This is a genomic window from Paenibacillus sp. FSL P4-0127 (assembly GCF_038007325.1).
Lineage (GTDB): Bacteria > Bacillota > Bacilli > Paenibacillales > Paenibacillaceae > Fontibacillus > Fontibacillus macerans.
Genome location: NZ_JBBOWY010000001.1, coordinates 820,608 through 835,717 on the forward strand (window position 1 = coordinate 820,608; position 15,110 = coordinate 835,717).

Annotated in this window: 13 protein-coding genes; 12 read left to right on the forward strand and 1 reads right to left on the reverse strand. The window is 54.6% G+C overall.

All coding sequences use genetic code 11. From position 1 onward, the window contains the following. Positions 1 to 5: 5 nt before the first annotated feature. From NYE74_RS03585 to NYE74_RS03640, 12 genes are all read left to right on the forward strand, one after another. Positions 6 to 1,016 carry an ABC transporter permease gene (locus NYE74_RS03585; protein WP_230876947.1) on the forward strand — a complete coding sequence of 337 codons (1,011 nt, stop codon included), beginning with the start codon at positions 6 to 8 and terminating at the stop codon, positions 1,014 to 1,016. After that, complete coding sequence (locus NYE74_RS03590) at positions 983 to 2,011, forward strand: ABC transporter ATP-binding protein (RefSeq protein ID WP_036618258.1); 1,029 nt, start codon at positions 983 to 985, stop codon at positions 2,009 to 2,011. Before NYE74_RS03585 ends, NYE74_RS03590 begins: the two co-directional genes overlap by 34 nt. Beyond that, positions 2,008 to 3,051 carry an ABC transporter ATP-binding protein gene (locus NYE74_RS03595; RefSeq protein WP_051985150.1) on the forward strand — a complete coding sequence of 348 codons (1,044 nt, stop codon included), beginning with the start codon at positions 2,008 to 2,010 and terminating at the stop codon, positions 3,049 to 3,051. Before NYE74_RS03590 ends, NYE74_RS03595 begins: the two co-directional genes overlap by 4 nt. 854 nt (positions 3,052 to 3,905) lie before the next feature. After that, on the forward strand, positions 3,906 to 4,997 hold the full coding sequence (locus tag NYE74_RS03600) for an LCP family protein (RefSeq protein ID WP_036618261.1): 1,092 nt from the start codon (positions 3,906 to 3,908) through the stop codon (positions 4,995 to 4,997). A gap of 174 nt (positions 4,998 to 5,171) precedes the next feature. Next, entirely contained in the window at positions 5,172 to 5,600 is a 429-nt protein-coding gene (locus NYE74_RS03605) for a CBS domain-containing protein (protein WP_036618263.1), read from the forward strand. 83 nt (positions 5,601 to 5,683) lie between these two features. Continuing rightward, the gene (locus NYE74_RS03610) at positions 5,684 to 5,986 is read left to right on the forward strand and encodes a MazG-like family protein (protein ID WP_036618264.1); all 303 of its coding nucleotides are present in this window, start codon (positions 5,684 to 5,686) and stop codon (positions 5,984 to 5,986) included. 6 nt (positions 5,987 to 5,992) lie between these two features. Further along, the gene (locus NYE74_RS03615; RefSeq protein WP_036618266.1) at positions 5,993 to 6,913 is read left to right on the forward strand and encodes a DUF2232 domain-containing protein; all 921 of its coding nucleotides are present in this window, start codon (positions 5,993 to 5,995) and stop codon (positions 6,911 to 6,913) included. An 11-nt stretch (positions 6,914 to 6,924) separates the two neighbouring features. Continuing rightward, positions 6,925 to 8,916: a DHH family phosphoesterase gene (locus NYE74_RS03620; RefSeq protein WP_036618268.1), complete on the forward strand. Its 1,992-nt coding sequence runs from the start codon at positions 6,925 to 6,927 to the stop codon at positions 8,914 to 8,916. After that, the gene (gene rplI / locus NYE74_RS03625; RefSeq protein WP_036618270.1) at positions 8,913 to 9,356 is read left to right on the forward strand and encodes a 50S ribosomal protein L9; all 444 of its coding nucleotides are present in this window, start codon (positions 8,913 to 8,915) and stop codon (positions 9,354 to 9,356) included. Before NYE74_RS03620 ends, rplI begins: the two co-directional genes overlap by 4 nt. Then, positions 9,357 to 10,718, forward strand: coding sequence for a replicative DNA helicase (gene dnaB / locus NYE74_RS03630; protein WP_036618272.1), 1,362 nt, complete (start codon positions 9,357 to 9,359; stop codon positions 10,716 to 10,718). It begins immediately after the preceding gene. A 483-nt stretch (positions 10,719 to 11,201) separates the two neighbouring features. Beyond that, positions 11,202 to 12,248: a methyl-accepting chemotaxis protein gene (locus NYE74_RS03635; protein WP_316560414.1), complete on the forward strand. Its 1,047-nt coding sequence runs from the start codon at positions 11,202 to 11,204 to the stop codon at positions 12,246 to 12,248. 380 nt (positions 12,249 to 12,628) lie between these two features. After that, entirely contained in the window at positions 12,629 to 13,915 is a 1,287-nt protein-coding gene (locus NYE74_RS03640; protein WP_124332246.1) for an adenylosuccinate synthase, read from the forward strand. Between the two features lie 299 nt (positions 13,916 to 14,214). On the opposite strand, the gene NYE74_RS03645 is transcribed toward NYE74_RS03640, so the two are convergent. Further along, complete coding sequence (locus NYE74_RS03645; protein ID WP_036618276.1) at positions 14,215 to 14,928, reverse strand: hypothetical protein; 714 nt, start codon at positions 14,926 to 14,928, stop codon at positions 14,215 to 14,217. Positions 14,929 to 15,110: the final 182 nt, after the last annotated feature.

A 15,110-nucleotide genomic window follows, 5' to 3' on the forward strand; every position in this document is an offset into this window, starting at 1 on the left:
GCGAGCTGAAAGTTCCGTATCCGTCCGGCCCTTCTCCGGAGCCGCCCGTTCCGAAGCCGGCGGAATCTTCCGTAACCGGCGGCAAAGCCGAGCCGGCGCTTTCGTCCAAAAAGCCGCCCGGCCCATGGAGAATGCTCTGGAGCAAATTTTCGCATAATCCGTACGCCATGACGGGTCTGGGCGTGCTGTTGTTTTTCATTATCGCCGCTGTATTGGCACCGCTGATTTCAAGGCATGATCCGGCGAAAATCGATCTGTTGTACGCCAACCTTCCGGCCGGTTCGCCAGGGCATCTGCTCGGCACCGATGAGCTGGGGCGGGATATTTTTACCCGGCTGCTGTACAGCGCCCGCATTTCCTTGCTGATCGGCTTTTCCGTGGCTTTGGCGTCGGTTGTGATCGGATCGGTCGTCGGGGCGTTGTCCGGGTACTTCGGCGGCTGGGTCGACACGGTATGCATGCGCATCGTTGATGTGATGAATTCGGTGCCCACCTTGTTTCTCAATATCCTTGTGCTTGCCATCTTCGGGTCCGAAATCCGGTACATGATCATGATTTTGGCCTTGACGAGCTGGATGAGCATCGCCCGTCTGGTCCGGGGCAACTTTCTGCAGCTGCGGGAAATGCAGTATGTGGAAGCGGCAAGGGCGATCGGGGTATCGGATATGGGGATCATTTTCCGCCATCTGCTGCGCAATTCCAGCTTTCCGATTATCGTCAATGCGACGTTAATGGTAGGCACGGCCATTTTGAGCGAATCGGCTTTGTCCTACCTGGGGCTCGGCATCCAGGCGCCGGCGACGAGTTGGGGGCTTATGCTCAGCAATGCGCAGGAATTTATGCTGATCGATAAAATGCAAGCCGTTTATCCCGGGCTGTGCATCCTGATCGTTGTGCTGGCGGTGAACTTTATCGGCGACGGCATTCGCGACGCCCTGGATCCCAGACAGAACATCAGCAAATCGCGGAGGAGGCTGACAAAGTGGCGGAAAAATTACTCGAAATCCGCAAATTGACGGCAGGGTTTCTTGCGGAGCAGGGCGTCGTCAAGGCAACCGACCGCATCTCGCTTAGCCTGGACAAAGGGCAAACGCTGTGCCTGGTCGGCGAGTCGGGCAGCGGAAAAAGCGTCACCTCGCTGGCCATTATGCGGCTGCTTGATTATGCCGGGGGGATGATTTTGGAGGGAGATATCAGGTTCCGCGGGCAGAATCTGTCGCAGATGAGCCAGGAGGAAATGCGCCAAATCCGCGGAAATCGGATTGCCATGATATTCCAGGATCCGATGTCGGCGCTAAACCCGGTATTTACGGCCGGGGAGCAAATTGCCGAAAGCTTAAAGCTGCACCAGAACAAAAACGGGGAGGAAGCCTGGAGCATGGCGGTCGATTTGCTGCGTCTGGTCGGGATTCCGGCTCCGGAGATCCGCGCCAAGCAATATCCGCACGAGCTGTCGGGGGGCATGTGCCAGCGCGTCGTGATCGCCATTGCCCTAGCTTGCAATCCGGAGTTGCTGATCGCCGATGAACCGACGACGGCGCTGGACGTGACGGTGCAGGCGCAAATTCTCGATCTGCTGCGGAAGCTGCAGGCCGAGCTGGGGATGTCGATTTTACTGATTACGCACGACATGGGCGTGGCCGCGGAAATGGCCGACCGGGTCGCCGTCATGTACGCTGGAGCGATCGTGGAGGAAGGGCCGGTGGAGGAAATCTTCGCCCATCCGAGCCATCCATATACAGTGGGGCTGCTGCAATCGATTCCGGGCTTTGAAGGGGAGCGCGGAGGCGAGCTGTATACGATCCAGGGAACGATTCCGCCGATCGGACAGCTGCCCTCGGGGTGCCGGTTTCATCCCCGCTGTCCGTATGCTAAGGACATTTGCCGGCAGAAGGAGCCCGGCGAATTTCTGGTTGGGAACGATCATCGCGCGGCGTGCTGGTTGTATGAGGATAAGCCGGTGTTCGCGGCGGGGGAGCCCAGCGGAAGAAGCGGGGTGAAACCGGCATGATCATCAACACGGCGCCTTTGCAGTCAGCACCGAAGGCGGAGAGCCAAGATTCCGGGGAGATTTTGGTGGATATCCGCAACGTAAAGAAATATTTTCCGATTCAAAAAGGATTGTTAAGCCGGGTCGTTGGGCACGTGAAAGCCGTTGACGACGTTTCATTGGCCATTCGCCAAGGAGAGACCTTCGGGCTCGTCGGTGAATCGGGCTGCGGCAAATCGACGTTGGGACGCGTTATATTACGGCTTCAGGGCGCGACGGACGGGGAGGTCGTGTTCCGGGGGCGGGATATTCACAAGTTAAAGGGCCAGGAGCTGCGAAAATTGCGCGAGGAAATGCAGATCATTTTTCAAGATCCGTTTGGCTCGCTGAATCCGCGTTTTCTGGTTAGGGATATCATCGGCGAACCGCTGCGCGTTCACCGCAGCATGTCGGCCAAACAGATCGACGAGCGCGTTGTTGAGCTGATGGAGCTGGTCGGGCTGGATGCCAGCCGGCGCAACCGGTACCCGCACGAATTTTCCGGGGGACAGCGGCAGCGGATCGGTATTGCCCGGGCAATTGCCCTGAACCCGAAATTTATCGTCGCGGATGAGGCTGTTTCGGCGCTGGACGTCTCCGTGCAATCGCAGGTCATCAATTTGCTGATGAAGCTGCAGCGTGAATTGGGGTTGACGTTTTTGTTCATTGCCCACGGTTTGAATGTCGTCCGTCACATATCGGACCGGGTAGGGGTGATGTACCTCGGCAAACTGGTGGAGGTGGGGGAAACCGAAACGTTGTTTGCCGCGCCGCTTCATCCTTATACGGCCGCCTTGCTGTCGGCGATTCCCAAGCCTGCGCCGGGACGCCGCAAGGAGCGCGTCGTGCTGCAGGGGGATGTGCCGTCGCCGGCAAATCCGCCATCGGGCTGCCGGTTCCACACCCGCTGCCCGTTTGCCGGGGACAAATGCGCCAAGGTGGAGCCGAAGCTGACGGAAGCCGGGCCCGGCCGCCAAGTGGCTTGCCACTTTCCGCTCGGCGCGGATAGCGGTTTGGTATAAGGCTGGAAATCGGTAGCAATGGAATAATAGAAAGAACAGGGGGCTGCTCTCATATGAGGAACAGGCCTCTGTTTTTTTGGATTCGGAGCCTCGGTTTCCTGATACTTCAAGGAAAACTACCGCTAAACGCGGTCTGGCTTCTTTATGGAATTTTCGGCAGGGTTAGGGAGGTTGCGCAGCTAGAGAAGGGAGGAGAAGGGGAATCTGGGGCTAAGGGACACCAGAGCCGTTATTTTCGGAAAAACGGACGTATGCAAAATGTACGGACACAGATGACCTTATTTACCTCAAATCGGCTTGGGTGAACGGGTTTAGAGCGAAATAGGGTCATGTGGGCCCGTTAGGGCACTGGCGTTGCATTAACGCTTATACAAAATCTCAGGTACACCTTGCCCGCTATTCCATTTGAGATCACGTCAGAAATCTAACGGTTGTATTATTCGCTATTTTGCATAAAAAGACCCTTTCTAAATTTTAACGGTTGTGAGCGCGGTTATCTGCTCAAATCTGAGCCCAAATCGCCGGGTTTTAGCTAAATAAGCGCTACGGCAACCGTTAGAATATGAAAACGGCGATATTGGAGCAAATAGCGGCTGTGGCAACCGTTAGAATATGGTGACAGAATGTGGTGACGAGAAAATGTATCTTGTCGGATTAATCTCTTGCGCTGGGAGATGTTTTACCAGATACCTAAGCGGCCTGTCCGGCGGGAGGTATGTCGGTTATTGTTGTACCGTAATTCCTCAATGTGTTATAGTACGAAACGATAGAGATATTTTTGTCGGCAAGTTGGGAATGGTATTTTTACTATATAATGGAAATTTAAATCTATGAATTAAAAACGGAGGCATCATATGATAGAAAGGCAGAAACGCAGCTCGAAGCGTAAAAAGAAGAAGCTAGGTAAAAAGTCGTGGATTGCAATCATCGCCATCGTGCTGATCATCGGGGCGGGAGCCTACATGTTCCGCAAGCCGCTGGCCATCATGGCGTTTGACTTGTTCCTCTCCGGACAGGTGGAGAAGCAATTGCAGGAATCCTATGCTCCGCTGGGGGGCGAAACGGAGCCGCAGCAGGTTGCTCAGGAGCAGGGACAGGAGCCGTTCACCATACTGCTGCTTGGTGTCGATCAACGGGATAATGAACCGGCCCGATCCGATACGATGATTTATGCGGTGGTGCGCCCGGAAGAGGAAAAAGTGCTGCTCATTTCCATTCCCCGCGATACGTATACGGAAATTGTGGGTAAAGGCAGTATGGATAAGATTAACCACGCGTATGCTTTTGGCGGCGAGAAAATGGCGAAGGACACCGTGGAGAACTTACTCGGTTATCCGGCCGATTATTATGCGGCGATCAACTTTCATGGGCTGAGGGAAATTGTAGACGCCCTGGGCGGCATTGAGCTGCCGATCACCAAGGATATCGTCAATAAGGAGAAATACCACGAGAAATTTACGATTAAGGCCGGCAAACCGCTGTATAGCGGGGAAGAAGCGCTTAATTACGTCAGATACCGGGAGGACAGCGACTTTGAACGGACGAAACGCCATCAGATCTTTTTGAATGCGATGGTAAACCGGATGCTGAAGCTGGACCAGGTGACGAAAATTCCCGAATTGATGGACATGATGGGGGAAAACTTCAAAACCGATCTTGCGCCAAGCAAAATCATCGACCTGTCGAAGCAGGTGCTGCTCGGGAAGCAGCAGCCACAGATCAGCGGGTTCACCATTATGGGCGAAGGGATGCGCATCAAAGGGATTTATTATGATAAAGCCAACGAAGAGGATGTCGCCTTCGCCAAAGAGATGATCGGGAGCTGGATCGATCCGGAAACGGAGCCGGATAAATTGATTACACCGGAATCGCGCGACGCGGAAAAGGCCGAGACTGAAGCCGGGGCTTCAAACGGAAGCGATTCGGGAACGTCCGCGGCGCAATAGCGGGAGAGCGATAGGAGCATAGCCGTAGAATCCCGTCATATTTTAAAATATAGTGAAAAAATTCGGCAGTCCGGTTTCCGGCTGCCGATTTCTCGCGGGATGGGCGGAACAACTCCCGTTTTGAAACGTAACAAATAGGGGAGCCTGAAGAAAGGTGAGGAGGATTTCGATCCGATGAATATTGCATTTTTTTTATTGCCCAAAAACGATGTCGTCACCGTCACGCTGGATTCCACACTGCGGCAGACGCTGGAGCGGATGGAGTTTCACCGTTATACGGCGGTGCCGATTATCAGCCAGGACGGGGCCTATGTCGGAACGGTGACCGAAGGCGATTTGCTGTGGCATATGAAAAACTCCGGCGGCAAAATAAACTTTGAGACCGCTTCAAAATTTTTGCTGAAGGATGTTCCGCTCAAGATGGATATCAAGCCGGTGCGCATCGATGCGGATATGGAGGATTTGATCAATTTGGCAAAGGTGCAGAACTTCGTGCCGGTAGTGGACGACCGGGGGCGGTTTATCGGTATCGTCCGCCGCAGCCAAATTATCGAATATTGCGAAAAGTTCGTCACCAGAAACGTGCTGGAATCCAATAAATAGAAGGCGTTTGCGTCCCTTGGCGCATTTGCTATATGCTATAATGAAGAATAAGTTTTTTTCGGGGAGGGTGGAAGCTGTCCGCCATGCAAAGGGAAATGGATGTGGCCAAACGCGCCAAGGTGATTGAATGGCTTAAAACCGAAGTTGTCGATCACGTATCCCGTTTGTTTAAGGCACTTTGGGAAGGCAGCACGACACGGGTAACGGACAGTCTTGCCAGTCTGATCGTCAGCAGCTATATTTTGGGGCGCAGACTTGGTGTTTCCTATCGGGATATGGATGACAGTATTCTGGAAAAACTAAGGAAGCATCAGCAGGAGGGTCACCAGTTGGAGGATTGGTATCAGGATATATCTGCACTTGAAGAACATATGCGTAAGAGGTGAACCCATTTGAAGTTGCGCTGGACATCGGTGGCCTGGAGCGCCGTTTATTTGCTGCTTCTGCTGTCACTCGCTACTCCGCTGACCGTTGTTACGATTTTTTTTCTAATGGTACCGGGCGTCTTGCTCTACACGACGTTGTCCACCAGAGCGTTTATCGCGCATACGGCGGCCGTTTGGCTGATTGCGGCGCTTGTTTTCGGGCCGTTCCTATTGCTGGAGGCTGTGTTTTTCATCATCCCCGCGATCGTGATGGGTTATTTATATAAAAAAAGAAGCCCGGCCTTTCGGATCGTGATGTCCGGGACCGGGACGCTCCTGCTGGAATTTATTCTGGTGCTGCTGATCAGCACGGTGTTCTTCAACTTCAATCTGGCCACGGCCATTGAAGATATGATCAATGCGGCGGTTGCGCCTTTGCAGGACGTGGCCGACAGCTCCATGTCGGGCGGGTTGGTCTGGTCGCCAGAGTTGAGCCAGCAGTTTTCCAGCCTGACCGTACGGATGGTGCCGTTCACGATGATCGTCTGCTCGCTGCTGATGGCCGCCGTGGCCCATGCCGTCTCCCGGCCGACGCTGGCCAGTCTGGGGCATGCCGTTCCGAAGCTGGCGCCGATCCGGGACTGGAAGCTTCCGCGCTCGCTAATCTGGTACTATTTGATCGGGCTGCTGATCCAATTGTTTGCCGGCGGAGTCATACAAAATGGGTTCCTCGGCACGATCGTGCTCAATCTGATGCCGCTGCTGCAGTTTTTGTTTATGGTACAAACGGCAAGCTTCTTCTTCTTTGTGGCTTATCATCGCAGGTGGAACCCGGCCATACCGGTGCTGCTCGTGGTGGCGCTCTTGTTCATTCCGCCTTTGCGTATCGTGGGGATTCTGGACATCGCTTTTCCGCTGCGGGATATGATTACTAGACCAAGACGATAGGGTGAGAAGGCATGCCAAATCTTTTGCAAAAACGTTGGTACGGTTATCAAACCGTGTGGATGTTCATGCTTCAGCTGCTGCTCGTCATCTTCGTCTCCTATTACAACTGGATTCTGGGACTCGTCAGCCTTTGCCTGGTCGGGGTGCTGACCTATAACATGCTGCAGGCGGAACGCCGGTTCCGCAAGGAACTGGTCCGTTACGTCACGGATCTGAACTATCGCGTCAAACGGGTGGAAGGCCAAGTGGTCGGCAGTCTTCCGTTTGGGCTAATGCTCTACAGTGAGGACCGGACCGTGGAATGGCACAACCGGTTCGTCGGCGGGATGTACGGCAGGGATTCGGTCGTCGGTCAGCCGCTCGCCGAGCTGCTGCCGCAGCTGCAGCTGCCGCAGCCGGGGGGACGGGACAAGAAGGAAGGACACGGCGGAAAAACGAAAGCGGAAGCGATGGTGGATGATCGTTATTACGAGCTTACCGTTGATCAGGCGGAGCGGCTCATTTACATCCACGATATGACGGAACTGGCCGTGCTGCGCGAGCGCTACGAAGACGAACGCGCCGCGCTGGGCATCGTTCTGCTGGACAATCTCGACGAGGCGACGCAGGGGATGGACGACCAGCAGCGGACGGCGTTGATCGCCCGGGTCGCGACAGCGATCACGGAATGGGCCAAACAGTACCGCGTTTATCTGCGTCGGCTGTCTTCCGAACGGTATCTGATGATCCTGAATCAGAGATCGCTGAACGAACTGGAGCAAAGCCGGTTCGTCATCCTCGACGAGGTCCGCGAGATGACCGCGGACCTGAAGGTGCCGATTACGCTCAGCATCGGCCTCGCTTTCGGCACCGAGCGCTTCAGCGAGCTGGGCGAACTCGCCCAGTCCAGCCTCGATATGGCGCTCGGGCGGGGGGGCGACCAGGCCGCGGTGAAGGCCGGTCAGAGGTTGTCTTTCTATGGCGGCAAATCGGGCGCCATAGAGAAGCGGACGCGCGTTCGCGCCCGCGTCATCGCGCACGCTCTGCGCGACCTGATGCAGGAGAGCGACCGCGTCATCATCATGGGCCATCGCGTCCCGGACTTCGACGTGATCGGCGCCTCCATCGGCGTGCTGAAAGCCGCCGATATGTACAAGGTCGAAGCCCACATCGTCCTGGATGGCCCGAACCCGGGCATCGGCAGCCTGATGGAGCATATCGGCAAGGACGACGCCTTGATGCGGCGGTTCATTACGCCCGAGCAGGCGCTCGGTATGATGACGCAGCATACGCTGCTCGTGCTCGTGGACACGCATAAGGCGTCGATCACGATGGAGCCGCGGCTGGTGGAGGAGGCGAGCCGGGTAGTCGTCGTGGACCACCATCGGCGGGGCGAGGAATTCGTGAGCGACGCGGTGCTCGTCTATCTGGAACCGTACGCCTCCTCCGCCTGCGAGCTCGTAACCGAGCTGTTGCAGTACATTCACGAGAAGGTGGAGATCAGCCCGCTGGAGGCGACGACGCTGCTGGCGGGGATGACGGTCGATACGAAGCATTTTGCGCTGCATACCGGGTCGCGCACGTTCGAGGCGGCGGCGTTCCTGCGGCGGAACGGGGCCGACACGGTGCTGGTGCAGCGGCTGCTGAAGGAAGACCTGAAAGAGTATATCGCCAAGGCCGATATCATCAAGCATGCGCGGATGATTCACGGGCATATTGCCGTAGCCGCGGCGGAGCCGGGCCGCAAAGTCCCGCAGCTGCTGATCGCCCAGGTGGCCGATACGCTGCTGAACATGACGGGCGTGCAGGCTTCGTTTGTGATCTGCGAGCGGCCGGACGGCCTGATCGGCATCAGCGCCCGTTCGCTCGGCAGCATGAACGTGCAGGTTGTAATGGAACGGCTGGGCGGCGGGGGGCATTTGACCAATGCCGCCGTGCAGCTGGAAGGAACCCAGGCGGAAGCGGAGAAGAAGCTGCTCGCCGTGCTGGATGAAATGGAGAAGGAAGAGGGGTTGTTCGAATGAAAGTAATCTTTTTGCAGGATGTCAAAGGTCAAGGCAAAAAAGGGGAAATCAAAAACGTATCGGAAGGCTACGCGCAAAATTTCCTGATCCCGCGCGGATTGGTCCGTCCGGCGACGGAAGGCAACGTGAAAACGCTGGAGCAGCAAACGGCGGCGGAGCTAAAACGAAAGGCACAGGAGAAGGAAGACGCGATCCAGCTGGGCAAGAAGCTCGAAGAGATCACCGTTGAACTGAAAGCGAAAGCCGGTGAAGGCGGACGCCTGTTCGGCGCGATCACCAGCAAGCAGGTGGCGGACGCGCTGGAGAAATCCGGCGTGAAGCTGGATAAACGGAAAATCGAAATGCCCGAACCGATTCGCTCGCTTGGCGTGACCCAGGTTTCGGTGAAGCTGCATCCGGAAGTAAAATCGACGCTGAAGGTTCACGTGGCGGAGGAGTAAATGAGCGGCGATCTGTTTTTCGATCGGATCCCCCCGCAAAATCTGGAAGCGGAGCAGGCGGTGCTTGGGGCGATCCTGCTTCAGTCGGAGGCCCTCATCACCGCGATGGAGCGGGTGCGGACCGAAGATTTCTATGACAAGCCCCATCAGTTGATATTTGAAGCGATGGTTCAGCTTGGCGAGGAGAGCAAGCCGATCGACCTTGTCACGCTGACGGCCAAATTGAAGGACCGCGGCGAATTGGAAGATATCGGCGGGGTCAGCTATTTGGCCAAGCTCGCGCATGCCGTGCCGACGGCCGCGAACGTGGATTATTACGCGCGGATCATCGAGGAAAAGTCGATGCTGCGGCGGTTGATCCGCACGGCGACGCAGATCGTCAGCGACGGTTATGCCGGCGGCGAGGACGTCTCCGGCATGCTCAGCGACGCCGAGCGGAGCATCCTGGAGATTTCCAACCGCAGCTCGGGCAGCGGGTTCGTGGCGATCCGCGACGTGGTGATGGAGGTGTTCGACCGCGTCGAGCAGCTCCATCAGAACCGCGGAACGACGACCGGCATTCCTTCCGGCTTCGTCGATTTGGACCGAATGACGGCGGGGTTCCAGCGCAGCGATTTGATTATCGTGGCGGCCCGGCCGTCGGTAGGCAAAACGGCGTTTGCGCTGAATATCGCCCAGAACGTGGCGGTGCGCGCCAAAGAGACGGTCGCCATCTTCAGTCTGGAAATGTCCGCGGCGCAGCTGGTGCAGCGGATGATCTGCGCCGAGGCCAACCTCGACGCGGGGATCATGCGGACCGGCGATTTCAAAAACGACGACGATTGGGCGAAGCTGACGATGGGCATCGCCGCCTTGTCGGAAGCGGAGATTTACATCGACGATACGCCGGGCGTGACGGTCGCGGATATCCGGGCGAAATGCCGCCGCTTAAAGAAGGAAAAGGGCCTCGGCATGATTCTGATCGATTACCTGCAGCTGATCCACGGCCGGGGCAAACCGGGCGAAAACCGGCAGCAGGAAGTATCCGAGATTTCGCGGACGCTCAAGCAGATTGCGCGGGAGCTGGAAGTGCCGGTCATCGCCTTGTCCCAGCTTAGCCGGGGCGTCGAGCAGCGGCAGGACAAGCGGCCGATGATGTCCGACTTGCGGGAATCCGGTTCGATCGAGCAGGACGCTGACATCGTGGCGTTTCTGTACCGGGACGATTACTATAATCAAGAGACCGAAAAGAAGAACATCATCGAAATCATCATTGCCAAGCAGCGGAACGGGCCGGTCGGGACGGTCGAGCTGGTGTTCCTGAAGAACTTCAACAAATTCGCCAACTACGAACGGGCGCATACCGACGCGTTTGCCGGGTAAAAATTATAAAGACACTGCAAAACACGCAGGAAGGAACTAATTGTCCATATTATTTAGCTGCTGATTGAAGTATATGGTACGAGCAAGATACAAGAGCTGACGTTTATCGTCGGCTCTTTTTTTGTTTAAGTTAAAGCGGGCAACGGGAACGAACGGCCGAAAGTCTAGCGGTTGCAGCAGCGGCTATTTGCCGAAAAAAGACCTTTTTTAAATTCTAACGGTTGCGATCGCCGTTATTTGCCTGAATCCAAGCAAAAATTACCGGTTTTCAACGAAATAAGCACCATGGCAACCGTTACAATTTGAAATCAACGTTATTTGAACAAATAGCGCTTGTGGCAACCGTTAGCATTTAAAATTGGCGTTATTGAAGCAAATAGCGCCTGCGGCAACCGTAAGTTTGGGGTTGGCAGCAAACCGTCGAGCAATTTAGCAGGCATTTAACTTGAAGAAAATCAAAACCTGCCATTTCATAAAACGCTGGTGCATGCGACGGAACGGATGGCCACGGGCGATTTGTCCGAGGAAGTCCGGGTTAGAAACGTGGACGAAGTCGGCCGGCTGGCGGACGCCTTCCGCGCGATGAGTGACAGCATGAAGCGGCTGATCGGCCATATTTCGACCTCATCGAAAGAGGTATCGGGCACTAGTTCCCAACTGATGCACGTAACCAAGGAGTCCAGCGAAAGCGCCCAGCAGGTAGCGGTATCGATGAACAACATGAGCGAGGGGATCAACGAGGTGGTGGAATCGATCGCGCATAGCTCCGCGTCGGTCATGGAAATCGAGCGGCAGCTGTCCGGGGTCGTGGCGGATGTGAACGAGATGCAGTCCATCGCCGGGAAGGTCAGCCAGCAGTCGGCGGAAGGGCGGAACATGGTCGATCATACTTTGAGTCAAATGAATACGATTGAAAAGGTAATGCGCCATTCGGTGACGACGGCCGGGCAATTGGAAGAACGGTCTAAGGAAATCGGCGACGTCATCGGCATGATCACCGATATTGCCCAGCAGACCAACTTGCTGGCGCTGAACGCTTCCATCGAAGCGGCGAGGGTCGGCGAAGCGGGCCGGGGCTTTGCCGTGGTCGCAGGCGAGGTGCGCAAGCTTGCCGAGCAGTCGGCCGCCGCCGCGGCGTCGATTACGGAGCTGGTAGCGGGAACGCAGGAGAACAGCCGCTTGGTGATTGAGAGCATCGGTGAAGGCAACCGGGCGATTGAAGAGGGGCAAAAATGGATGGGGCAGACGTACCAGAACTTTCAGGATATTTTCCAGGGCATCGGCGATTTCTTCGCCCGCACCGATCAGCTGCTGAAATCCTTGGTTCTGGTAGAAAATTCCTATCAGAGCATCTCGGCCTCGGTGCAGCAAATCTCCGGCGTGACGCAGGAGCAGGCGGCTTCTTCCGAAGAAGTGGCGGCGGCGAGCGAGCAGCAAAGCGCGGCGATGGGGGAAATCGCTGCGGCGATCCGCCAGCTGTCGGCGTTGTCTGAAGACCTGCAAAAGGCGGTGGCGATCTTTAAACTGTAAGCAGGGTCAAGGTTCAGGAGGGGGATGTCCGCGTGAGTCTATTATTGACATCGGCGGCGGACATCCCTTTTTTGCCGAAAACTTTCGGTTTCGGAGTGCGGCAATCACATTATTTCCGAACAATCATAAAAAGCAGTATGAAAATCGTTCGTTTTTTAATTTGACTTTGAAAATTGAGACTGTTAAACTGGAATTGCTGCGTTAAAGCGGCAGATGAGCTGCGGTCCCGTAGGCGTGTGAGCGCGTTCAAACGGCGGAAGCGGCAGTCAAGTTGGTCAGGTTGTTACAGTCATCGGCCTACGATTTGGGGAAAGTGAATCGAGGCTGCATTTTGGAGTGCTTAAATACAGGTGCCGGACGCACCGGGCGGGGGAATGTACATGTCAACGGTAGTCGTTGTGGGAACGCAATGGGGAGACGAAGGTAAAGGTAAAATCACGGATTTTCTGGCGGAGAGCGCAGATGTGGTGGCCCGTTATCAAGGCGGCAACAACGCCGGTCACACCATACTTATCGACGGCAAGAAGTACAAACTCACCTTGATTCCGTCAGGCATCTTCAATCAAGATAAATTGTGCGTCATCGGGAACGGCGTGGTCATCAATCCGGCCGCTCTGATCGAAGAAATCCAGTACGTGGAAGAGAACGGATTCAGCGCGAAAAACTTGGTCATCAGCGACCGGGCCCACGTTATTTTGCCTTATCACTTGGTGCTGGACGCTTTGGAGGAAGATCGCAAGGGGGAGAACAAGATCGGAACGACCCGGAAGGGAATCGGACCGGCTTATATGGATAAAGCGGCGCGCAGCGGGATTCGGATTGCCGATCTGCTGGACCCGGAAGAGTTTGAAGCCAAGCTGCGCCATATCATGAAAGAGAAGAACCAGGTGATTCAGAACGTATACGGAGGGCAGCCGCTCGATGTGGAAGAGGTACTGAAGCAGTACCTGGAGTACGCGGAAATCATTCGTCCTTATGTTGCCGATACGTCGGTTATTTTGAATGATGCGATCGATGCGGGCCGGAAGGTGTTGTTTGAAGGCGCCCAGGGGGTTATGCTCGATATCGATCAGGGCACCTATCCGTTCGTAACGTCTTCGAATCCTTCGGCGGGCGGCGTCTGCAACGGCTCCGGCGTAGGACCGACGAAGATTCATCAGGTTATCGGCGTGGCCAAAGCGTATACAACCCGCGTTGGCGACGGCCCGTTTCCGACGGAGCTGAACGATGAAATCGGCGATTTCATCCGCGAAACCGGGCACGAATACGGCACCGTCACCGGCCGTCCGCGCCGCGTCGGCTGGTTCGACAGTGTGGTGGTTCGCCATACGCGCCGCGTGAGCGGACTCACCGGCTTATCGCTCAACTCGCTGGATGTGCTGACCGGTCTGAAAACGGTGAAGATCTGCACCGGCTACAAATACCGCGGCGAAGTGATCACCCACTATCCGGCCAGCCTCAAGATGCTCGCTGAATGCGAGGCGGTATATGAAGAGATGCCGGGCTGGTCGGAGGATATTTCGGGTGCCAAAACGCTGGAGGATTTGCCGGAAGCGACCCGCAATTACGTGCGTCGCGTCTCCGAGCTGACCGGCGTGCCGATCGCGATTTTCTCGGTGGGCCGCAACCGCAGCCAAACGAACCAGGTGCTGCCGATATACGAATAAGCTGCAAATGTTATCAAGGCCCTGGTAATACAGAATACGCTAAGGTTATGAGCGTTTGAAAAAAAGCGCGAGTGCAGGAGTTGTAAAGCCCTGTTGCTTGCGCTTTTTTTGTTTAGCTTACACTTCTAGCAAAGGATAGACGATAGGGGGCGGGGTGTCTCTCCAAACCACTTTGCATGATCATCCCTTTGCTTCAGGAGGCCAATTCACCTGTTCAAACGGGATAATCGTGCAAAGCCTCCAGATATAGCGAGTCTCGCCCCAGGCCCCGATCTGTTGCTGACTTGACTGTCAAGCACTTAGGTTGAACCTTCAATATACCATCTCAATTCTTTTCGAAAGAAAGGAACCCCTTCAGTATTTTCGTAATCATAAACCATTAAATAGAGTTTGCTAACTTGATTTGCTAACTGAAGTACGAGCTGATCATTTTCTATTTCTTCCATTTTTAAACCACTAACATCGAGATATGCAGGATAAACAGCCGTGGACAAAGCTGAACTTTTGATCAAATAAGTAAAAAACTCGTTTTCAATAACCTCTCTGCCATCACCTTCTATTTCAAAACATCCTAACTGGCGATAATCATTCTGAAATTTTCTGCCTAGAATAAAGTGGCCAATTTCATTGTTAACCAGTTTTTCTTTAATCATTCTTTCAAAAACCTTATAAGCTATATCTTTGGCGTTATTAACTTGGAGACCGCATGGTTGCCCGTATCGGGTCTTTGTTACAGTAACGGAATCAAAAATCATGCTAAACATTAAAGCTTCATCATCCACTTTATTAGTGATAAAGAAGGAGCAATCTTCTATATTGGAGCTTCCTAGCTCTCTTTGATAAAAATAATGCCTAGCCAAGATCCCTTGAATGTTGATCATGTTGATCAGGATTTCTTTTATTTGCTCTTCGTCAGTCGTTGAAATAACAGGCAGTTTACGAACAACGAGCTGACTTGGAGAAAAAAAGGAAGTGTGGTTATCCTTCATTTCGTTAAAGCTGATCTTTTTCATACCCTCACCATTTTCTTAAAAAGTGGAAATAGGTGAACTAACTACTTGGTAGTTAATTCACCTAAATCCTCTCTCTTTTACTTGTGCTTCCTTTACATTAACACGTTATAGGGAGCCATTCAAAAAGTGATGGGATTGAAACCGGAATGGGCTACGACTCAGTTAGGCAAATCAACTGCAAA

Bases quoted from the DNA above. Each gene is read 5' to 3' on its own strand.
- NYE74_RS03595 (WP_051985150.1), top strand. From the start codon at position 2,008: ATGATCATCAACACGGCGCCTTTGCAGTCAGCACCGAAGGCGGAGAGC.
- NYE74_RS03600 (WP_036618261.1), top strand. From the start codon at position 3,906: ATGATAGAAAGGCAGAAACGCAGCTCGAAGCGTAAAAAGAAGAAGCTA.
- NYE74_RS03605 (WP_036618263.1), top strand. From the start codon at position 5,172: ATGAATATTGCATTTTTTTTATTGCCCAAAAACGATGTCGTCACCGTC.
- NYE74_RS03610 (WP_036618264.1), top strand. From the start codon at position 5,684: ATGCAAAGGGAAATGGATGTGGCCAAACGCGCCAAGGTGATTGAATGG.
- NYE74_RS03620 (WP_036618268.1), top strand. From the start codon at position 6,925: ATGCCAAATCTTTTGCAAAAACGTTGGTACGGTTATCAAACCGTGTGG.
- rplI (WP_036618270.1), top strand. From the start codon at position 8,913: ATGAAAGTAATCTTTTTGCAGGATGTCAAAGGTCAAGGCAAAAAAGGG.
- dnaB (WP_036618272.1), top strand. From the start codon at position 9,357: ATGAGCGGCGATCTGTTTTTCGATCGGATCCCCCCGCAAAATCTGGAA.
- NYE74_RS03640 (WP_124332246.1), top strand. From the start codon at position 12,629: ATGTCAACGGTAGTCGTTGTGGGAACGCAATGGGGAGACGAAGGTAAA.
- NYE74_RS03645 (WP_036618276.1), bottom strand. From the start codon at position 14,928: ATGAAAAAGATCAGCTTTAACGAAATGAAGGATAACCACACTTCCTTT.